General features: G+C 57.2%; 12 protein-coding genes. 7 read left to right on the plus strand and 5 right to left on the minus strand.

The window, feature by feature from the left end; all coding sequences use genetic code 11:
- Window positions 1–5,382, minus strand: a complete 5,382-nt coding sequence (locus DHN60_RS16310) for an alpha-2-macroglobulin family protein (protein ID WP_108838393.1) — start codon at window positions 5,380–5,382, stop codon at window positions 1–3.
- Between the two features lie 151 nt (window positions 5,383–5,533).
- Between DHN60_RS16310 and DHN60_RS16315 the strand changes: the two genes are divergently transcribed.
- Entirely contained in the window at window positions 5,534–7,726 is a 2,193-nt protein-coding gene (locus DHN60_RS16315; protein WP_108838394.1) for a response regulator, read from the plus strand.
- On the opposite strand, the gene yaaA is transcribed toward DHN60_RS16315, so the two are convergent.
- The 3 genes from yaaA to DHN60_RS16330 form a co-directional block, all read right to left on the minus strand.
- Window positions 7,714–8,484, minus strand: a complete 771-nt coding sequence (gene yaaA / locus DHN60_RS16320) for a peroxide stress protein YaaA (protein WP_108838395.1) — start codon at window positions 8,482–8,484, stop codon at window positions 7,714–7,716. The two genes, DHN60_RS16315 and yaaA, sit on opposite strands and share 13 nt — an antisense overlap.
- Before the next feature lie 30 nt (window positions 8,485–8,514).
- On the minus strand, window positions 8,515–10,569 hold the full coding sequence (recQ, locus tag DHN60_RS16325) for a DNA helicase RecQ (RefSeq protein ID WP_108838396.1): 2,055 nt from the start codon (window positions 10,567–10,569) through the stop codon (window positions 8,515–8,517).
- Window positions 10,570–10,653: 84 nt separating this feature from the next.
- Entirely contained in the window at window positions 10,654–10,941 is a 288-nt protein-coding gene (locus DHN60_RS16330; RefSeq protein ID WP_108838397.1) for a YggT family protein, read from the minus strand.
- Window positions 10,942–11,062: 121 nt separating this feature from the next.
- Between DHN60_RS16330 and DHN60_RS16335 the strand changes: the two genes are divergently transcribed.
- The 6 genes from DHN60_RS16335 (at window position 11,063) to arfB (ending at window position 16,181) form a co-directional block, all read left to right on the plus strand.
- Complete coding sequence (locus DHN60_RS16335) at window positions 11,063–11,629, plus strand: acyl-CoA thioesterase (RefSeq protein ID WP_108838408.1); 567 nt, start codon at window positions 11,063–11,065, stop codon at window positions 11,627–11,629.
- 142 nt (window positions 11,630–11,771) lie between these two features.
- On the plus strand, window positions 11,772–13,169 hold the full coding sequence (locus DHN60_RS16340) for an MFS transporter (protein WP_108838398.1): 1,398 nt from the start codon (window positions 11,772–11,774) through the stop codon (window positions 13,167–13,169).
- On the plus strand, window positions 13,139–14,014 hold the full coding sequence (gene mepA / locus DHN60_RS16345) for a penicillin-insensitive murein endopeptidase (RefSeq protein WP_108838409.1): 876 nt from the start codon (window positions 13,139–13,141) through the stop codon (window positions 14,012–14,014). The genes DHN60_RS16340 and mepA overlap by 31 nt, the downstream gene beginning before the upstream one ends.
- Window positions 13,987–14,820: an esterase-like activity of phytase family protein gene (locus tag DHN60_RS16350; protein ID WP_108838399.1), complete on the plus strand. Its 834-nt coding sequence runs from the start codon at window positions 13,987–13,989 to the stop codon at window positions 14,818–14,820. Before mepA ends, DHN60_RS16350 begins: the two co-directional genes overlap by 28 nt.
- Window positions 14,821–14,879: 59 nt before the next feature.
- Window positions 14,880–15,509, plus strand: a complete 630-nt coding sequence (locus DHN60_RS16355) for a queuosine precursor transporter (protein WP_108838400.1) — start codon at window positions 14,880–14,882, stop codon at window positions 15,507–15,509.
- Window positions 15,510–15,758: 249 nt separating this feature from the next.
- The gene (arfB, locus tag DHN60_RS16360) at window positions 15,759–16,181 is read left to right on the plus strand and encodes an alternative ribosome rescue aminoacyl-tRNA hydrolase ArfB (RefSeq protein ID WP_108838401.1); all 423 of its coding nucleotides are present in this window, start codon (window positions 15,759–15,761) and stop codon (window positions 16,179–16,181) included.
- 29 nt (window positions 16,182–16,210) lie between these two features.
- On the opposite strand, the gene DHN60_RS16365 is transcribed toward arfB, so the two are convergent.
- Window positions 16,211–16,805: transposase (locus tag DHN60_RS16365; RefSeq protein WP_159089243.1), on the minus strand; the 595-nt coding region annotated here is incomplete at its 5' end.

The following is a 16,805-nucleotide window of genomic DNA, read 5'->3' on the forward strand; positions in this document are numbered from 1 at the left end:
TCACTCTGTCACCACTGTGCGACCTGTGTCTGTCACGGCGCGGTACTCAGCCCGGTACATATCCTCGACAGAGGCCGCGGGATGGTGAAAATCGCCGGGGCTGACGGCACGGGCGATATAGGCCAGTTCAAACGCTTCTTCACCGCGGTGATCCACTGCGGCCAAGAACCGGACACTGCGAAATTCGGCGTGTTGAGCATCGGCCGGTGTCAGCCAATCTAGCCCACGCACATCCCCGGACCGCAGCAGATTTGGATTGTCGATCTCGATTCCAGCGGGCAGAGGATCATCAACCATCAACCGCGCACCGACGGGCTCAAACGGAACGACGCGCAGAACAATCACGCGCCGTTCGCCGACGCGCCATGGTCCACTGACCAACGTGCCCTCCATATCGTACTCGCTACGGGTGATCGCATAGCCATATCCGCCCGCCTCCGGTGGTGTTAGCGGGACGCCGTAGGTGGTCAGGGTCACATCCTGCGCGACGCCCGAAATATTGCGGATCGCAGATGGCGCTTCACCGACACTACGGGTCTGCACCAATGGTCCTGCAACAGGCGCGTCATCGACGCTGAGCACCGCGACCCCAGATCCGCCCCGCAAGGCCTGAGACGCCATCAAAATTTGCGCCGCCTCTTGGGTCGAATACCGCCCCTGACTCGCTGTCAGTCCAGCAGCGAGTTGGGTCTGGTTAACCGCTGTACTGCCTGCCTCAACTGCCAGATGCAGAAGACCTGCTGCATCCCGCAGCGCCGTGCCGTAGTCATCGCGCCACCCGGGTGTCTGGTCACTTGTCCGCTGCGCCAAATCTTGAGCAAGTTGGAACATCCGGTCGGCGCGGGACTGCTCTCCGTAGCTTGCCAAAGCCGCCCCCAATTGACCGCGCGCAAGAGGGGTCGAAAAGGCTTCTGCCTTGGTGTCAGCATAGTAACGAAGATCACCGATTGAAGCTGCACCAGCACGCGCCAGCACCAAAAGCGCATAGGCGATATCTTCGCCTCCTGTGTCAAAATCAGGCGCATAGTTGATACGATTGCGCAGGTTATCCAGCGCGATGCGTACGGCAGCATCTGGAACCTCGTATCCTTGCACCTGCGCGCGCGTGAGGAAATCAGTGACATACGCATCAAGCCAGAAGTCACCGGACCGCGCCTGCCATAGACCAAAGGCACCGTTGCTTGTTTGACGTGTCAGCACCTGCGTGATGGCGCTTTCAACCCGTCCCCTGACCCCCTCAATGCCCGCAGCACTTGCCGTTTGCGGCAGATAGAGCAGGGGCAAAGCAGCGGACGTGACCTGTTCAGTGCAGCCGTAAGGGTAGCGGTCCAGCTGCCGCAACAGGCCCGGCATGTCAAAGCGGGCAAGCGGACCGGCTGCGAGTGTCGCACTGGCAGTGTCACTGCGGAAGTTGGCGAATACGTTGTCATCGAAGGTCAGCACTTCACCCGCGCCAAGGGCAAAACGACGGGTTGTTGCAATCAGCGGATCATTCGCCCGCACACCAAGATTGAGATTCTTGGTCAGGACCGTTCCGTCCGGTGTTGTCAATGCAACCTCAATCCTGTGATCACCGGTGCCCAACGCAGAGACAGGAAGGGCCACTCGGACGGTTGCCCCATCACCAATATCAATCTGCGCAGGCGGCGGCCCCAAATCCAGACCCGAAGATTTGACCGACAGCGCCATTGGTCCCGATGCGCCCGCCGCATGGACAAAATCGAGCATCACACGGCTCCTATCTCCGGGCGCAAGAAAGCGCGGGAGTGCCGCTGAAATCACAACCGGATCGCGCGCAAGCATGTCCGTTGACGCCTGACCGACACCAGTGTCGGACCAGGCCACCGCCATCAAGCGAACCGTTCCGTTGAAGTTTGGCCGCTGCACGGAGATGGTGGCGCTGCCGTCAGCGTTCAGTGCGACCGGTCCGGAAAACACAGCCATGACCGCTTCGGTCGGTGGCGGCCCGGCGCGCTCCATACCGCGATTTGCATCCCCGCCCGAACGGACGCTGCCCATGGCCCCGGTGCTTGTATCAATCAGCCGCCCGTACAAATCGCGCAACTCGACCCCAAGTCTTCGTTGCCCGAAGTAGTGCCCTTGCGGGTCCGGGGCGTCAAAACGCGTAAGGTTCAGGATGCCCACATCAACGGCCGCCAAAGTGACAAAGCCCGTCGCACCGTTGAGGCCGTCGACCCGGACAGTCACATTGGTCTTACCCACCTGACCATTGACTGCTTCGGGTGCGTCAATGCGGACCTTCAACGCTTGGTCGCCGGGGTCGACCTGCGCGTGGGCAACACCCAGAACACGCGATGGCCCACGCGTTTGGGTACCATTACGCAGGATAGATGCGGCGACATACGCTCCCGTACCCCATGCTTCAGTGACAGAAAGCGGAAGAACGAACTCTCCCTCGGTAACAGGCACCGCCTGACGGGAGATCACACCGCTTGAGAGCACAGAGACCAACGCCGTGCCATCAAATGGAGCGACCAATCGCAACTGTGCGACCTCTCCGACGCTGTAGGAGGTTGCGTCCAATGAAAGGGCAAGGCGATCAGGCGTCGCGCTGCTGTCTACACCACCATACCAGCCTGACGAAAAACTAACGGAACTAGCGCTGAATGCGCCACCCTGCGCCTCGACGACCAGTTCGTAATCCCCCCATTCGGTCGCAACTTGTAGCCCTTGTGGAGTCGCATTCAGTTCAAGCTCTCCACGCGCCACACGGATGCGTCTGGTTACCGGTTCCCAGTTCCAGTTTCCGTAAAGCTGATACCACTGGTATCGAGTTTCGATCTTGTTCACCGTCCACTGGACTGGCAGATTATCCGCGCCAACGGCCACCAGATCGAAGATTGCTGTGCCTCCTTCTGGCAAAACATCGTCAAACCCCGGACGAATGCCAATCACTGGGCCATTTGAGGCAACTGGGCGCGTTAAGGCTTGTTCAACAGGGCGCCCGCCATTGTCCGAAACCCGCACTGTTGCGACGGCCTCAAGCAAGACTCCTTCCGCCTCCACATCCGGCAACTCAAATTGCACGCGCGCCGCGCCATCCTCGTCTGTGCGACCGCCGTCAAAGTACTGGCTTTGACCAGAGAACTGAGCATCAAAGCGACCGAACAGATACCCGGGCCATCCTTCAACGCTGTCTCTCCGTCGCAGGCGGATATCACCCTCGATCGCCAGATCAGCGCCGGGCGCGCCAAAAAGGTATTGCGCATCGACCTGCAAACGCGGCAGAGCAACCGGGTCAATCGCGCCTTCATCCATGTTCAACGTGACGGCGATGCGATCAGGTATGAAATCCTCCACCAGCACGGTTGTGGTTGCCAATGGAGGGGCGTCCAGATCGCCCATCACTGCGATGCGCCACGTGCCGCGCGGTGCGCTCGCGGCAAGCGGCAAAGCCAGCACATGCCCCCCTGCCTGTCCCGCCCCACTGACGACACGCGTGTACTCAACCCCGTCCGGACGGCTCAGGATCGCCGTCACTGGCAGGCCCTCAATTGCTTGCACCCGCACGTCGCGAGCAAGAGCCGTCGCATAGATCGTGGCTCCGGGGCGGTAGGCGCCACGATCGGTGGTCAAAAAGAGATCAATTGGTGGCGCGGGCGGACGCCCCTCAACCCCGCGATCAGACAAATCGAAGGCAGGATCGGTCAAAGGCAGAAAAACGAAATCATCGCCTGTCTCGACCTGTAGTAACGCAGGGGCCGCCGCGCCGCGCCCTCGGGTGAGACCGGGTGCGAAACTGGCAAAGCCGTCTGCATCCGTCACGGCGCTGCCGAGCACCGCATTGGCATTCGAAATCAGTTTTACGTCGGCCCCTGCTATTGCCCCGGTATCGCTGAGGGCTCGGACGGCCGCTGTCAGACCATCATTCCCCTGCCATGTGCTGACCCCAAGATCAGACAGAACAAACCACTGCGACGCTGTGAGAACTTCGTAAACGTCACTGCCCGGTATACGCGCACTGAGCACATAGATACCCGTCGGTTGATCCTTGAGCACATCGCCAAGAGGCAGTCGCGTCTGCACCTCTTGGTTTAACACGCTCTCAACTTGACCTGTCCCGCGCCAAACTTCTTGTGCGATCTCTTGGTCAAACTGATCCTGCTGCCATCGCGACAAGGGGCGTCCAAAGAAGTCGGCCTTGAGTGACTGGACGAGATTTCGATCACTGACCCTCGAAAGAACCAAATCGACAGTTTCGAGGTTCACGGTCTCGATTGGCACGCTGGCACCAGCATTGCGCGGCAGCACATAGGCACGGCCCGCAAAGCGGATTGCCGGTGCGCGATCCCGAACATACAGAGTCAGAGGAACGTCCTTGTGCAGCACCTCTCCGTTCGCGCTCGGCAGACCCGAACGAAGGGTCAATTGATACCGTTCACCATGTGTGGCGCCGTCCAGACACAATTCGCGGTCACTGACTTGGGGGACCAAACCCTGTACTTGGCTGCGCACAAAGGGGTCGTAATCCACGCCTGCTTGCACCAGCGGTTCCGAAAATGTCGCACAAATCCGAGGTTGGGCGGCATCACTTTCAACCCGTGTATCAATAACCCGGAACCCGTACTTGGCGACTGCATCATCGAGTGCAGCAGCAATATCGTCACGCGGTTGCAAAGACTGAGCAAGACGCAGCGCCGGGATCATGTCCCGCCCTCGCCCATTGGCATCAAGAGCTTCAGCCAGACCTTGCAACGCACTGGCCTGCCCGCCCGGACTTGCGCTGCGCAGAAAGGCGTTGAGCGCAGCGGGCACTGCATCACGACGGCCCTGATTGCGCACACGGTTCGGCGTCTGATCTCCAAGGCGAAGGGCAATGTAGGCATAGCGTGACCACAGATCAGGCGCGTCACTCAATGCAATGGCCGCGCCTGTCCAGTTCAGTGCGCCAACGCGATCCCCACGATCCCACGACGCGCGGGATGCGGCCAGCAACGCCTCAACTGTCTGGCCATTGACCGGATGGCGGGCCCCAACAGCTTGGGCAAGTTCAAGGGCCGCTGCACTGTCCTGGTCTGATGCACCAAGTGTCGCCGCGCGGGCGATAGCAGCCTGTTTCAACCCAGGATCGGTGGACAAACGGGTCGCCGAAACTGCGCCGGCATAGGGTTGTTGATCCGAGATCGCGGATTTTGGAAAACAGGCGTTTGACCGGCTGTTGAAGGTAAAGGCGACACATTGCGAATCCGCGCTGCATGCACGCTGGCATGCTGGGAATGTGGTATCGAACAGAGCGGTGCGATCGGCTCCGAAGAAGTCCATGTCTTGCGTTAAAACATAACGTTGATCCGGGATCACTGCTTGGGCAAAGGCGGTGCTGCTCCAGACAAGAACAAGGCAAATCAGACCAAAAAAACGCATGCCAAATCTCCGGAGCAATAGGAACGCAAGACATCCCCAACCTGCCACGCCCGAGGCGCAGCATGCAAATGTTTCGACGACCGCGGGTTAAGTCGATCTTCACCCTGACCGTGACATAGGGGAACCACGTGGTTTTTGGCGGAGCAACGAAATGAGCCTGGCAAACAAGCTGGCCCTGGAACGGCGTGGTCGACTAGCGGCTGAACGACTTTTGGAGCTCAAGGAAGCAGAATTGTCTGCCGCCAATCGCAAGCTTGGGCGCCATGCAGCGGCATTGCAGGGCGAAATCGTGGAAACACGGGCCGAAGTGGCGAATTTCAAAACCGAAAACGAGCGGGTCAAATCCGAACTCGGGCAAGCCAAGCAAAAAGTCGAAATCGCTGAACGGCGCTTGTGGCATTCGGTTCAGACAATCACAGACGGCTTTGCGTTTTTTAATTCCGACAATCGAATGATTGCCGCCAACAGCAGTTACCTAGCGGCGTTTGATGGTCTCGAGGTGATCCGACCGGGTGTGCACTACGTCACTATCCTGCAGTCGTTGACAGATGAAGGAATCATAGACACCGGAAAATTGACCCCTGAGGCATGGCGCGAATTGATGACGGAACGGTGGCTGCAGCCCCAGCCAGAGCCGATCACCGTCCGCCTTTGGAACAACCAATATATCAAACTCGTCGATCGACGCGGACATGGCGGCGACATCGTCTCGCTTGGCCTGAACATCACCGAAGCCGTTCAATACGAAAAACAACTAAAATCCGCCCAAGCCGAAGCTGAGGCCGCCAGTCGCGCCAAATCTACGTTTCTGGCCAACATGAGCCACGAAATCCGCACGCCCATGAATGGAGTCGTGGGCATGGCCGAACTGCTATGCGACACCGGGTTGAGTGAAGAACAACAGCTCTATGTCGAAACAATTAAGAAATCCGGCGAAGCCTTGCTCGTGATCATCAACGACGTCCTCGACTATTCCAAGATCGAAGCGCAGAAGCTGCAGTTACACCCTGAGCCTTTCGATCTGGAACGGTGCATTCATGATGTGATCATGCTTCTGCAACCCTCGACCCGGGAAAAGAACCTGACTTTGCTGGTGGATTTCGACCTCTTCTTGCCTACTGTTTATGTCGGCGATCCGGGGCGCATACGCCAAGTGTTGACCAACCTGATAGGCAATGCGGTCAAATTCACGTCCAAGGGACATGTGCTTGTGCGGGTCACGGGTGTTCCCGATCTCGAAAATGGCCAGGCGGTCGTCAACATTGCCATCGAAGACACAGGGATTGGCATCCCAGATGGCAAGATCAACCACATCTTTGGCGAGTTCAATCAGGTCGAAAACGAACGCAATCGCCAGTTTGATGGTACTGGGCTGGGTCTTGCCATCTCTAAACGCCTCGTCGACCTGATGCGTGGTGAGATGTGGGTCACAAGTGAGGATGGCATCGGGTCATGCTTTGGCTTTATGGTACCTTTTGAGTTGGGCACAACTGAACTGCCCGCCCATCCGCCCGTGCCGGAAGGGTTGCGGCGCATGTTGGTGGTCGATGACATCGAGGCGAACCGCACAATCTTACAAAGACAATTGGAACAGATTGGGATGGGCGTTGTCACATGCGCCAATGCCAAGGAAGCGTTGGAGCAACTCGACCAAATAGATCTGGTGTTGACCGATCACAACATGCCCGGAATGGACGGGCTCGAGTTGGCAGAAGCCATCCGTGCCACGGGCTCTGAGGTGCCGATCATCCTGCTCAGTTCCAATACAACCTATGCCGCAAACGACCCCGGTGCAAAGCATGTGCACGCGATCCTGCAAAAACCCTTGCCGCGCGCAGACCTTTTTTCCCATCTGCAATCTGTAGGCCCATTGTTGGGAAACCAGAAAAGCGCCACGCCCACATCAGCCCCGGAAGCACGCAAAATGCGGGTTCTGGCTGCTGAGGACAACAAAACCAATCAGCTTGTTTTCCGAAAGATGGTCAAGGATGCCGACATCGATCTCAAGTTTGCAGGCAACGGAGTAGAAGTGGTCGAGCTGTTCCAAAGCTTCAAACCCGACATGATTTTCATGGACATCTCGATGCCCAAAATGGATGGGAAAGAGGCGGCTACCAAAATACGCGAGATCGAAAAAGAGACAGGTGGGCATATCCCCATCGTCGCTTTGACTGCACACGCGATGGACGGTGATGATCAGGGCATTCTAGCAAGCGGCATTGACCATTACTTGACCAAACCTCTGCGCAAGCCAGAGATACACTCCAAACTCAGGGAACTATGTCCGGCGGAGGCCTGCCACCCGTTGCTGGAAGAGAACGTTGCTGAGCTTCAAGCGGGGTAAGGACGGACAAACACCAACCGCTGATCGTCAGAGGCCTTCGGTTGGTACCGATATCCGTCCGTCTCAAAGGCGCGCAATCCATCTAGATCACGCACCTCGTTTTGCACCACATGCCGCGCCATTGCGCCGCGAGCCCGTTTTGCAAAGAAACTTACAATCTTGGGCCCCGCCCCTTTGTCTTCCATGAACACCGGCGTGATCACTTGCGGCTTAAGCGTCTTGAGCGGAACGGCACCAAAGTACTCCTGACTAGCGCAATTCACGAGCATATCTGTTCCGACGGCGTCAGCCTGCAGATTGATCGCTTTGGCAATTTCACCCCGCCAATAATCATAAAGCGACGTCCCACGCCGCGTCTTGAGCTTGCTTCCCATTTCCAATCGGTACGGCTGGATCGCATCAAGCGGGCGCAGCAGGCCGTACAAACCCGACAAAATCCGCAGATGATCCTGAGCGTAGGCCACTTGATCGTCTGTCAGCGTTCCGGCTTCCAGGCCCTGATATGTATCGCCCGCAAAGGCAAACATCGCAGGGCGGGTCGTTTCGACATCAGGCACTTCTTCAAACGCAGCAAACCGGTCGCGGTTCAACCGAGCCAGATCGTCGCTCAGATCCATCAGCCCTTTCAATTTGCCCAATGTAAGGTTCCGCGCGGTACGGGCCAGACGCACTGCGTCTTCCTGCATCGCAGGTGCGGTTGATTGCACTTGCTGCTCTGCCCAATCCAACCGCTTGGCGGGGGAAATTACCACCAGCATATCACCACTCCCATTCCGTTTGGTGCTGATCTAGCTTGCGTCACGCAACACGTCCAGAAAAGCCGGACCAAATCGCTCGGCTTTGCGATCACCAAGCACGCGCTCAATCGCCGCATCATCTCCAACGCGCAATTGCGCAACTTTCGCCAATTGAGACGCCGAGCAGCTCAGCGGTTTGTCTGTCCCGTCCGTGCCACGCGCCAATTCTGCCTGCACAGCAAGCAGTTGGTCATAAATTGCACCGGCATCCTTTCCAGCAAGTTTTCGTCGTGTAGGATGCAGCGCCGCTGCCTCACCATTGATCACCTCAAGGAACGCGTTACCAAATTTTTCAAGCTTTTTGGCACCCACACCACTGACCTGCGCCATCTGATCAAGGTTATTGGGCCGTTTCTCGGCCATTTCGATCAGGGTCCTGTCAGGGAAAATCACATAAGCTGGCACCCGCGCTGCCTCGGCCAAACCACGCCGTTTCGCCTTAAGAGCGCTGAGTAACGGTGCGTTTTCTTCCGAGACCATTTCCTTCACAGCCGGGCGTCGATTTACGGCCGCTGCAATCGTATCGCGTCGCAGCGAAATCTTGGCCTCGTCTCTCAGGATAGGCAGCGCCGCGTCTGTCATGCGAAGCGCGCCATATCGATCCGGGTCTGGGCGCACCAGATCGTGCCCCATCATCTGACGAAACACGGCCTGCCACTGCCCTTTCGAATATTCCTTGCCAACACCGTAGGTCGGCAGTTTGTCATGCCCGCGTTGCATTATTTTTTCCGTCTTGGCACCCAGTAGAATATCGATCAGGTGCCCGGCACCAAACCATTCGTCCGTGCGGAGCATAGCGGACAGAGCCTTGCGAACTGCCGTGGTCCCGTCAAACACGTCGGCGGGTTGGTCGCACAGATCGCAGGTGCCGCACTGCACATCCGTTTCGCCAAAATACCCCAAAAGAGTTTTGCGACGGCATTCCAAAGCCTCAGCCAACCCCAAAAGTGCGTTCAACCGAGCATGATCCGCCATGCGCCTTTCTGGTGGGGCCAATCCTTCGTCGATTTGGCTGCGCCGCAGCTTGATGTCTTCGGGCCCAAACAGAGTGAGGGTTTCCGCGGGGGCTCCGTCGCGCCCAGCGCGCCCAATTTCCTGATAGTAGGCCTCGATACTCTTAGGCAGATCCGCGTGGGCCACCCAACGGATATCCGGTTTGTCCACGCCCATGCCAAAGGCAACCGTAGCGGCGACGATCAACCCGTCCTCTTGCTGAAAGCGACGCTCTGCTATGCGCCGGTCCTCGGCCTCCATGCCACCATGATAGTGGATGGCCGTGTGACCTGCTTCACGCAGAGCTTGGGCTAGCGTCTCGGTCTTGGCCCGTGTGCCGCAATAAACGATGCCGGATTGTCCTTTGCGTGCAGCAGCAAAGTTCAAAATCTGCGCGCGCGGGCCGTTCTTGGCTGCGAACGCAAGGTGGATGTTGGGCCGGTCAAAGCCGCGCAGGAATGCGCGCGGAGGCGTGCCGTCAAACAGCTTTTGTACGATCTCGGCTTGGGTTTCAGCGTCTGCTGTCGCCGTGAATGCGGCCAAAGGCACATCAAGCGCTCGCCGCAATTCGCCAATTCGCAGGTAATCGGGACGAAAATCGTGACCCCATTGGCTCACACAATGCGCCTCGTCCACGGCGATCAAAGACACACCAATTCGGCGCAACATCCCAATCGCCGACCCTGCGCCGAGCCGTTCCGGCGCCATATACAGTAGTTTCAGTTCACCACGTTCGAGCGCCGTCCACACGGCATCGGTTTCTTCAGGGGTATTGCCGGATGTCAGGGCGCCTGCTGCAACGCCTGCCTCTTGCAGGCTACGCACCTGATCCCGCATCAGGGCGATAAGCGGGGAGATGACCACGGTCACCCCATCCCGCATCAGTGCAGGCAACTGAAAACAAAGAGATTTACCGCCGCCAGTGGGCATTATGGCAAGGGTGTTATCCCCCGCCACGACGGCATCCACAATCTCTTCCTGACCCGGTCGGAATCCGTCGAACCCAAAGATGTCCCGCAACAGCGTGGCAGCGCCCGTATTGGAGAGCTCCATGTCTCAAAACCCTGTCAAATTTTATGTGTTCTGCTCGTTTGATACAGACTCACATTTTAACAGGCGGTGAACAAGGCCTTGAGGTCAGGCGAGCCCGAAAATCGCAGGCAAGATAAAGGATCGGAATGCAATCAACGCCACAAAGGCCACAAGCGGCGCCAGATCAAGCGGATGTGTGTCGGGCATGATGCGCCGAATGGGGCGATAAATCGGTTCCAGCAACTTGTTCAGCCCTTGCCAGATCTGCGCAACGATCGGCTGGTGCAGGTTCAGCACCTGAAAGCTGATCAACCAGCTCATGATGATGTGCACGATCATGATCGTGTAAACAACGCTTAGGATCAGTTGCAGCGTTTGGTAAATGGCCAGCATATTTGGCGTCCTTTTCGTTTTCCAAGACCTAGGGCGCTAAACGAAGTGGCGCAAGGTCACTTGGCCAGCCTATTGAAGTTTCGCGGCAAAACCGCATCTAAGCCAGCAAGGAGTAATGCCCATGTTTCCTTTCGTACGTCTTGTCAAAGATCTGGTGATCGCCCGCCGCCAACCCAGTATCGGGCTGGCAGATATGCACATCACGCACCACATGGTTTGGCCGTGGGATCTGGATGGGTTTCTGGAGTTGAATAACGGACGTGCTTTAACGCTCTATGATCTTGGGCGGCTTGGCATGGGTGTTCGTGCAGGATTGATGACCGCCCTCGCTACGGAAAAATGGGGTTTGACGATGGCTGGATCCTCGGTCCGTTATCGCCGCCGTTTGCGCGCGTTTGAGCGGTTCGAAACCCGCAGCCGCGCAGTGTGTTGGGACGACAAGTTTGTCTACATTGAACAGTCGATGTGGAAAACGGATGGGGAATGCGCCAGTCACGTTCTGTATCGCGCGGCCGTCACCGACAAGAATGGGATCGTTTCGCCAAAAAGGGTGCTAGACGCCATGGGTCAAACCGAACCGTCGCCCGAAACACCGGACTGGATTGCCGCCTGGATCAAGGCAGAGGCCTTGCGCCCTTGGCCGCCTATGCAGGAAACACCCGCAACACAGCTACGCACCGCGGCGTGAGTTGGGCAAAACGCGTCGATTTGCAGCCGACCTTTGCCTCAAAGATTGGTTGATCCACCGACACTGCTAACAACCTTTCCTTGCCACACTGGATGCAGACTGCTTTGGTGAAACCACAAAAAAAGAATGTGGGGAGCAGGGCATGGCGGAGATTAGTCTGAAAAGACGGATTTGGGGATGGATGTCCTTTGATTGGGCCACGCAGCCCTTTTATACTCTTGGCCTCACATTCGTATTCGGTCCCTACTTTGCCGCCATTTCAATGGGTTATTTCTCAGGTCAGATGGAGGATGCGGGAGAGGCCGCCGCCGCTTCACAGACATTGTGGTTCTGGGGTCAGACCATTGCGGGCCTCTTTATTGCGTTTACGGCTCCGTTGATCGGGGCCTATGCCGACAGCACGGGTCGGCGCATGCCGTGGGTTTGGGCGTTCAGCGTCATTTACATCGTGATGACCAGCGCACTGTGGTGGGCCTTTCCTGATGCCTCAACACTGATACTGATCCTCATCGCTTTCAACGTCGGGCTCATCGCTGCAGAATTTTTGCTGATCTTTGTCAACGCCATCCTCCCCTCTCTTGGGGACAAAGAAGAGATAGGAAAGATTTCCGGAAACGGCGCGGCCTTGGGGTATTGGGGCGGAGTTTTGTCTCTTTTCATTATGCTGCTGCTGTTGGCAGAAAACGATACCGGCAAAACCCTGATTGGGCTTGATCCACTGTTTGGTCTGGATGCCAGCGAACGCGAAGGCACCCGGTCGGTTGGACCATTCATCGCCATCTGGTTCGCTGTCTTTATGATCCCTTTCTTTGTGTGGGTGCGTGAACCCCGGCAAGCCAACCGAACAGGTGGGGTCAAGGACGCGATGCGTGATCTCAAACAGTCGCTATCTGGTGCTGTGAAACGCAAATCTCTGCTCAATTTTCTCATCTCCTCGATGCTTTATCGCGATGCGCTTAACGCGCTTTATTCGGCGGGCGGCGTCTATGCGACGCTGGTGCTTGGGTGGAGCATCATTCAAATTGGCGTATTCGGGATCGTTGGGGCCATAACGGCGGCCGTTGCCACACAGATTGGGGGCATTTTCGATTCCCGGATCGGCCCGCGGCCTGTGATCAAAGTGTGTTGCTACATTCTGATTGCTGTCTGTGTCGTCATTGTTGGCATGAACCGAACCAGCCTGTTTGGCATTGTCGCTATTCCTGAGGGCTCCGCTTTGCCTGACATCGTATTCTATGTCTGTGGTGCGGCCATTGGCGGGGCTGGCGGCGCGATTTATTCTGCGTCCCGGTCGATGATGGTACGTCACACCCATCCCGAACGTCCAACTGAAGCGTTCGGTTTGTTCGCCTTGTCAGGCAAAGCGACCGCTTTTTTGGCGCCGTTTCTCATCGGGCTCTTTTCAACGCTGACAGGGAATGCTCAGTTGGGGTATATTCCGGTTATAGCGCTGTTCGTCATCGGGCTGATCCTGTTGCGCTATGTGCATCCAGAAGGAGACCACGCTACATGGTCAAAATCCGAAATTCCCTCGCCCTGATCTTTGCACTTCTGTTGGCTGTACCCGCTGGGGCGCAGCCACTGGCCAAGCAGGAATTTGGGGCCAAGCGCGTCGCATCTGCTCAAAAGTCCGCGCCTTTTGGCAGTTATTCAAAAGGATGTATCGCAGGGGCGGAACAACTGCCGGAAACCGGCCCCACATGGCAAGCAATGCGTCTGTCACGCAACCGCAACTGGGGACATCCACAGGCAGTTGATTTTGTCAAAGACCTGTCAAAAGTGGCCGCCAAACAACCCGGTTGGAAAGGCCTCTATATCGGAGATATCAGTCAACCACGTGGTGGTCCGATGTTGTCAGGGCACCGTAGCCACCAGTTGGGTTTGGATATCGATATCTGGATGCTACCCGCCTCGCGACTCAACCTAAGCCGCAACACCCGCGAAAACATTTCCTCCATCTCGCTGCGCCGAGCCAACGGCGCATTCGTGAATGACAATTGGAGCCGCGCGCATCACCGCATCATCAAGGCGGCGGCCAAAGACAAGCGTACGGCCCGCATTTTCGTATTTCCGGGTGCCAAAGTTCAGATGTGCAAGGACGCAAAGGGCGACCGACGCTGGTTGCGCAAGATCCGTCCTTGGTACGGGCATCACTATCATTTCCACGTGCGCCTTGCTTGCCCACGTGGCGCGCGCGGGTGCGTTAATCAAGATCTACCGCCACGCGGAGATGGATGTGCAGATGCACAGAAATGGGTAGATGACATCCTCAACCCGCCCGCGCCCCGGCCCCGTGATCCGAATGCACCTGCTCCAAAACCGCGCCGTGAATTGCGTGTCGCGGACTTGCCACAACAATGCGCTGGCGTCTTAGCGGCGCGCTGATCCTCTCTGCCTCCGCGTCGCTGGCCGACCCCCTTACTTTTCTGCGGACCATTCCGCTGGATGGTCTGGGCGGTGTATCCGCGATCGAGGTAGAGCAGGACGGTCAAGCCGCCTTTGTGCTGTCAGATCGTGGAACCGCGCACCGTTTCACGATCGAGCGGACAGACGATGGGGGCCGCATCAAAAACGTCGAATCCGTCACATTGCCCTATCCGGCATGGGACATCGAAGGGCTGGCCATCAACAACAAAACAACTTTCCTGAGCTATGAAGACCCTGCAAGCATAAGTACATTGGACGGCGACGTTTTGTTCACGCCGCGCGATTTCATGGCGTTTCCATCGAACGGCGCTCTGGAAGCGCTCGCCATCACACCAGATGGCGCACTGCTGACCCTGCCTGAAAACCCGCCCAAACGCTCAGGCGCCTTCCCAATCTACCGCTACAAAAACGAGGCCTGGGACATCGCCGCATATTTACCTCGCGATGGCGGCTTCCAACCCACCGGGGCAGATGTCGGCCCGGATGGACAGCTATACGTTCTGGAACGCGCCTTTTCCGCCCTAGGGTTTCGAACACGCATTCGGCGCCTCACACTCGATGTGCCAGAGCCAACCGCAGAAACAGTTTTGGAGACGAGACTGGGCACCCATGACAACCTCGAAGGACTTTCAGTCTGGACGTCACGCAGCGGGGCGACGTGTCTATCGATGGTTTCGGATGACAATTTTCTATCCGTACAGACCAGCGAGCTGGTGGAATACGCCGTGACGGAAACGCTTGCAGGCGGCGCCACCTGCGACTAAGACGCCCAAGTTCGGATCCGAACCAAGTCGCCGCAACCTTGCAAAAACGGGCATATATTATGACACGCGCACATCTTCCCGGCATCATTGCCATGGCCGCCATCGTGGTGGCCTCCAACATCCTCGTCCAATACCTGTTCGGCAACTGGCTGACCTGGGGGGCGTTCACCTATCCGCTCGCTTTTCTGGTGACCGACATCATGAACCGCGTCTATGGCGCGGGTCCGGCGCGCACAGTCGTCTTTGTGGGCTTTATCGTCGGCGTATTCTGTTCGCTGGTCGGCACCCAGATTATGGGCGAATTCGGGCCACTCGTAACCTTCCGCATTGCAATCGGCTCGGGGCTTGCGTTTTTGACTGCCCAGTTGCTGGACGTCGGTATCTTTTCCGCTCTGCGCAATGGCGCGTGGTGGAAGGCGCCATTGGTCTCCACACTGGTCGGCAGCACTGTCGACACCGCGCTTTTCTTCACAATCGCCTTCTCAGCAAGTCTTGCCTTCATCGAACCGGGCAATGACGTGTCATGGGCGGGTGAGGCATTGCCGATCCTCGGGTTCGGTCCAATAGCACCACTCTGGGTGTCCTTGGCCATCGCCGACTGGGCGGTCAAACTCACACTCGCGCTTATTGCATTGGCACCTTTTCGGGCGATCACCGCACGCGTTGTCGCACCTGCCGAAATGCGTTGACTTATCTCACGGCTGTGCAAAACTGTGAGTGAGTTCAACAAATGAAAAGGAGGTGATCCAGTGTCAAGAAAGGTATTGGAGAGAGGTGTCGGAACAACTTGGGAGGTCGCCTGCTAGGGCAGCCCCGCGCGGCGCAAACCGCCAAGTTGGTCGGTTGACCTAACCGACACAACCTCCGAAACATTTCGAGAAGGGCCGCCTGCGAGGGTGGCCCTTTTTCTATACAGCCTCAGGCGGTATCAAGGCACCATGCTGCGGATCAATGATACTATCACGATTGAAGACTGGGAATTGAGCGAGCAGTTTGTGCGCGCCTCAGGACCCGGTGGGCAGAACGTGAACAAGGTCGCCACAGCAGTCGAGTTGCGATTTGAGGCGGCGCGTTCGCCGTCCTTGCCCGGTCCTGTCAAAACCCGGCTCAAACGTTTGGCGGGGCGGCGCTGGACACAAGAAGGCGCTTTGATCATCCAATGTGATGAAACCAGATCTCAGGCCCGCAACCGAGACATAGCGCGCAAAAGGCTGGCAGAGCTGATCGAAAAAGCACTGGTCGCGCCCAAAAAGCGCATCGCGACCCGCCCGACACTGGGGTCAAAAAAGCGCAGGCTCAAAGCCAAAAAAGTGCGCGGAGAAGTCAAAGCGATGCGCGGGCGCGTAGACCCGGACACCTAACGAAACATAGTTTCGAGTATCCGTCTTGGTCAAGCGTGGTTTTGAACCCACTCTCGATCTGCTTTGACCAATGTGTTGGCGAGCTCAATGAGTTTCCGCATGATTGCTGTGAGAGCGACCTTTTGCGGTTTTCCCTGTTTGATCATTCTCTGGTATTTTTTGCACATATCGGGGTTGTGTTTTACAGCGACGAGAGCAGGCATGTAGAGCGCGTCGCGCAACTGCTTTCGGCCCCCTTGAATGCTGGCTTTGCCACGCCACTTTCCCGACTGTTGGGTCATCGGAGCCAGCCCGGTCAGGCTTGCAGCTTTCTTCTTATCAAGAGTACCGACCTCAGGCATCTCAATCAGAATGGTTGCTGCGGCCACTTCGCCTATGCCCGGGATTGATCGTAAAATTGCGTTGGCCCGGGCGCGGCTGGGGCAGTCTTGCAGCCTTACGTTAATGTCTTGTTGTAATGCCTTCAGCTGACGCGTTAGCTGTTCTATCCGTGCTTTGGTTTGCCGCCTGACGAGAGCAAGAGTTTGTGTTTGCAGACGATTTATCAATCGGGTGCGATCCTTGATAAGAGCTCCTCGGGCACTGAATAACTCTCTGATTTCATATTGCTTTTCGTCGWTGGGT

The sequence above is a fragment of the Tateyamaria sp. Alg231-49 genome, assembly GCF_900143535.1.
Taxonomy (GTDB): Bacteria; Pseudomonadota; Alphaproteobacteria; order Rhodobacterales; family Rhodobacteraceae; genus Tateyamaria.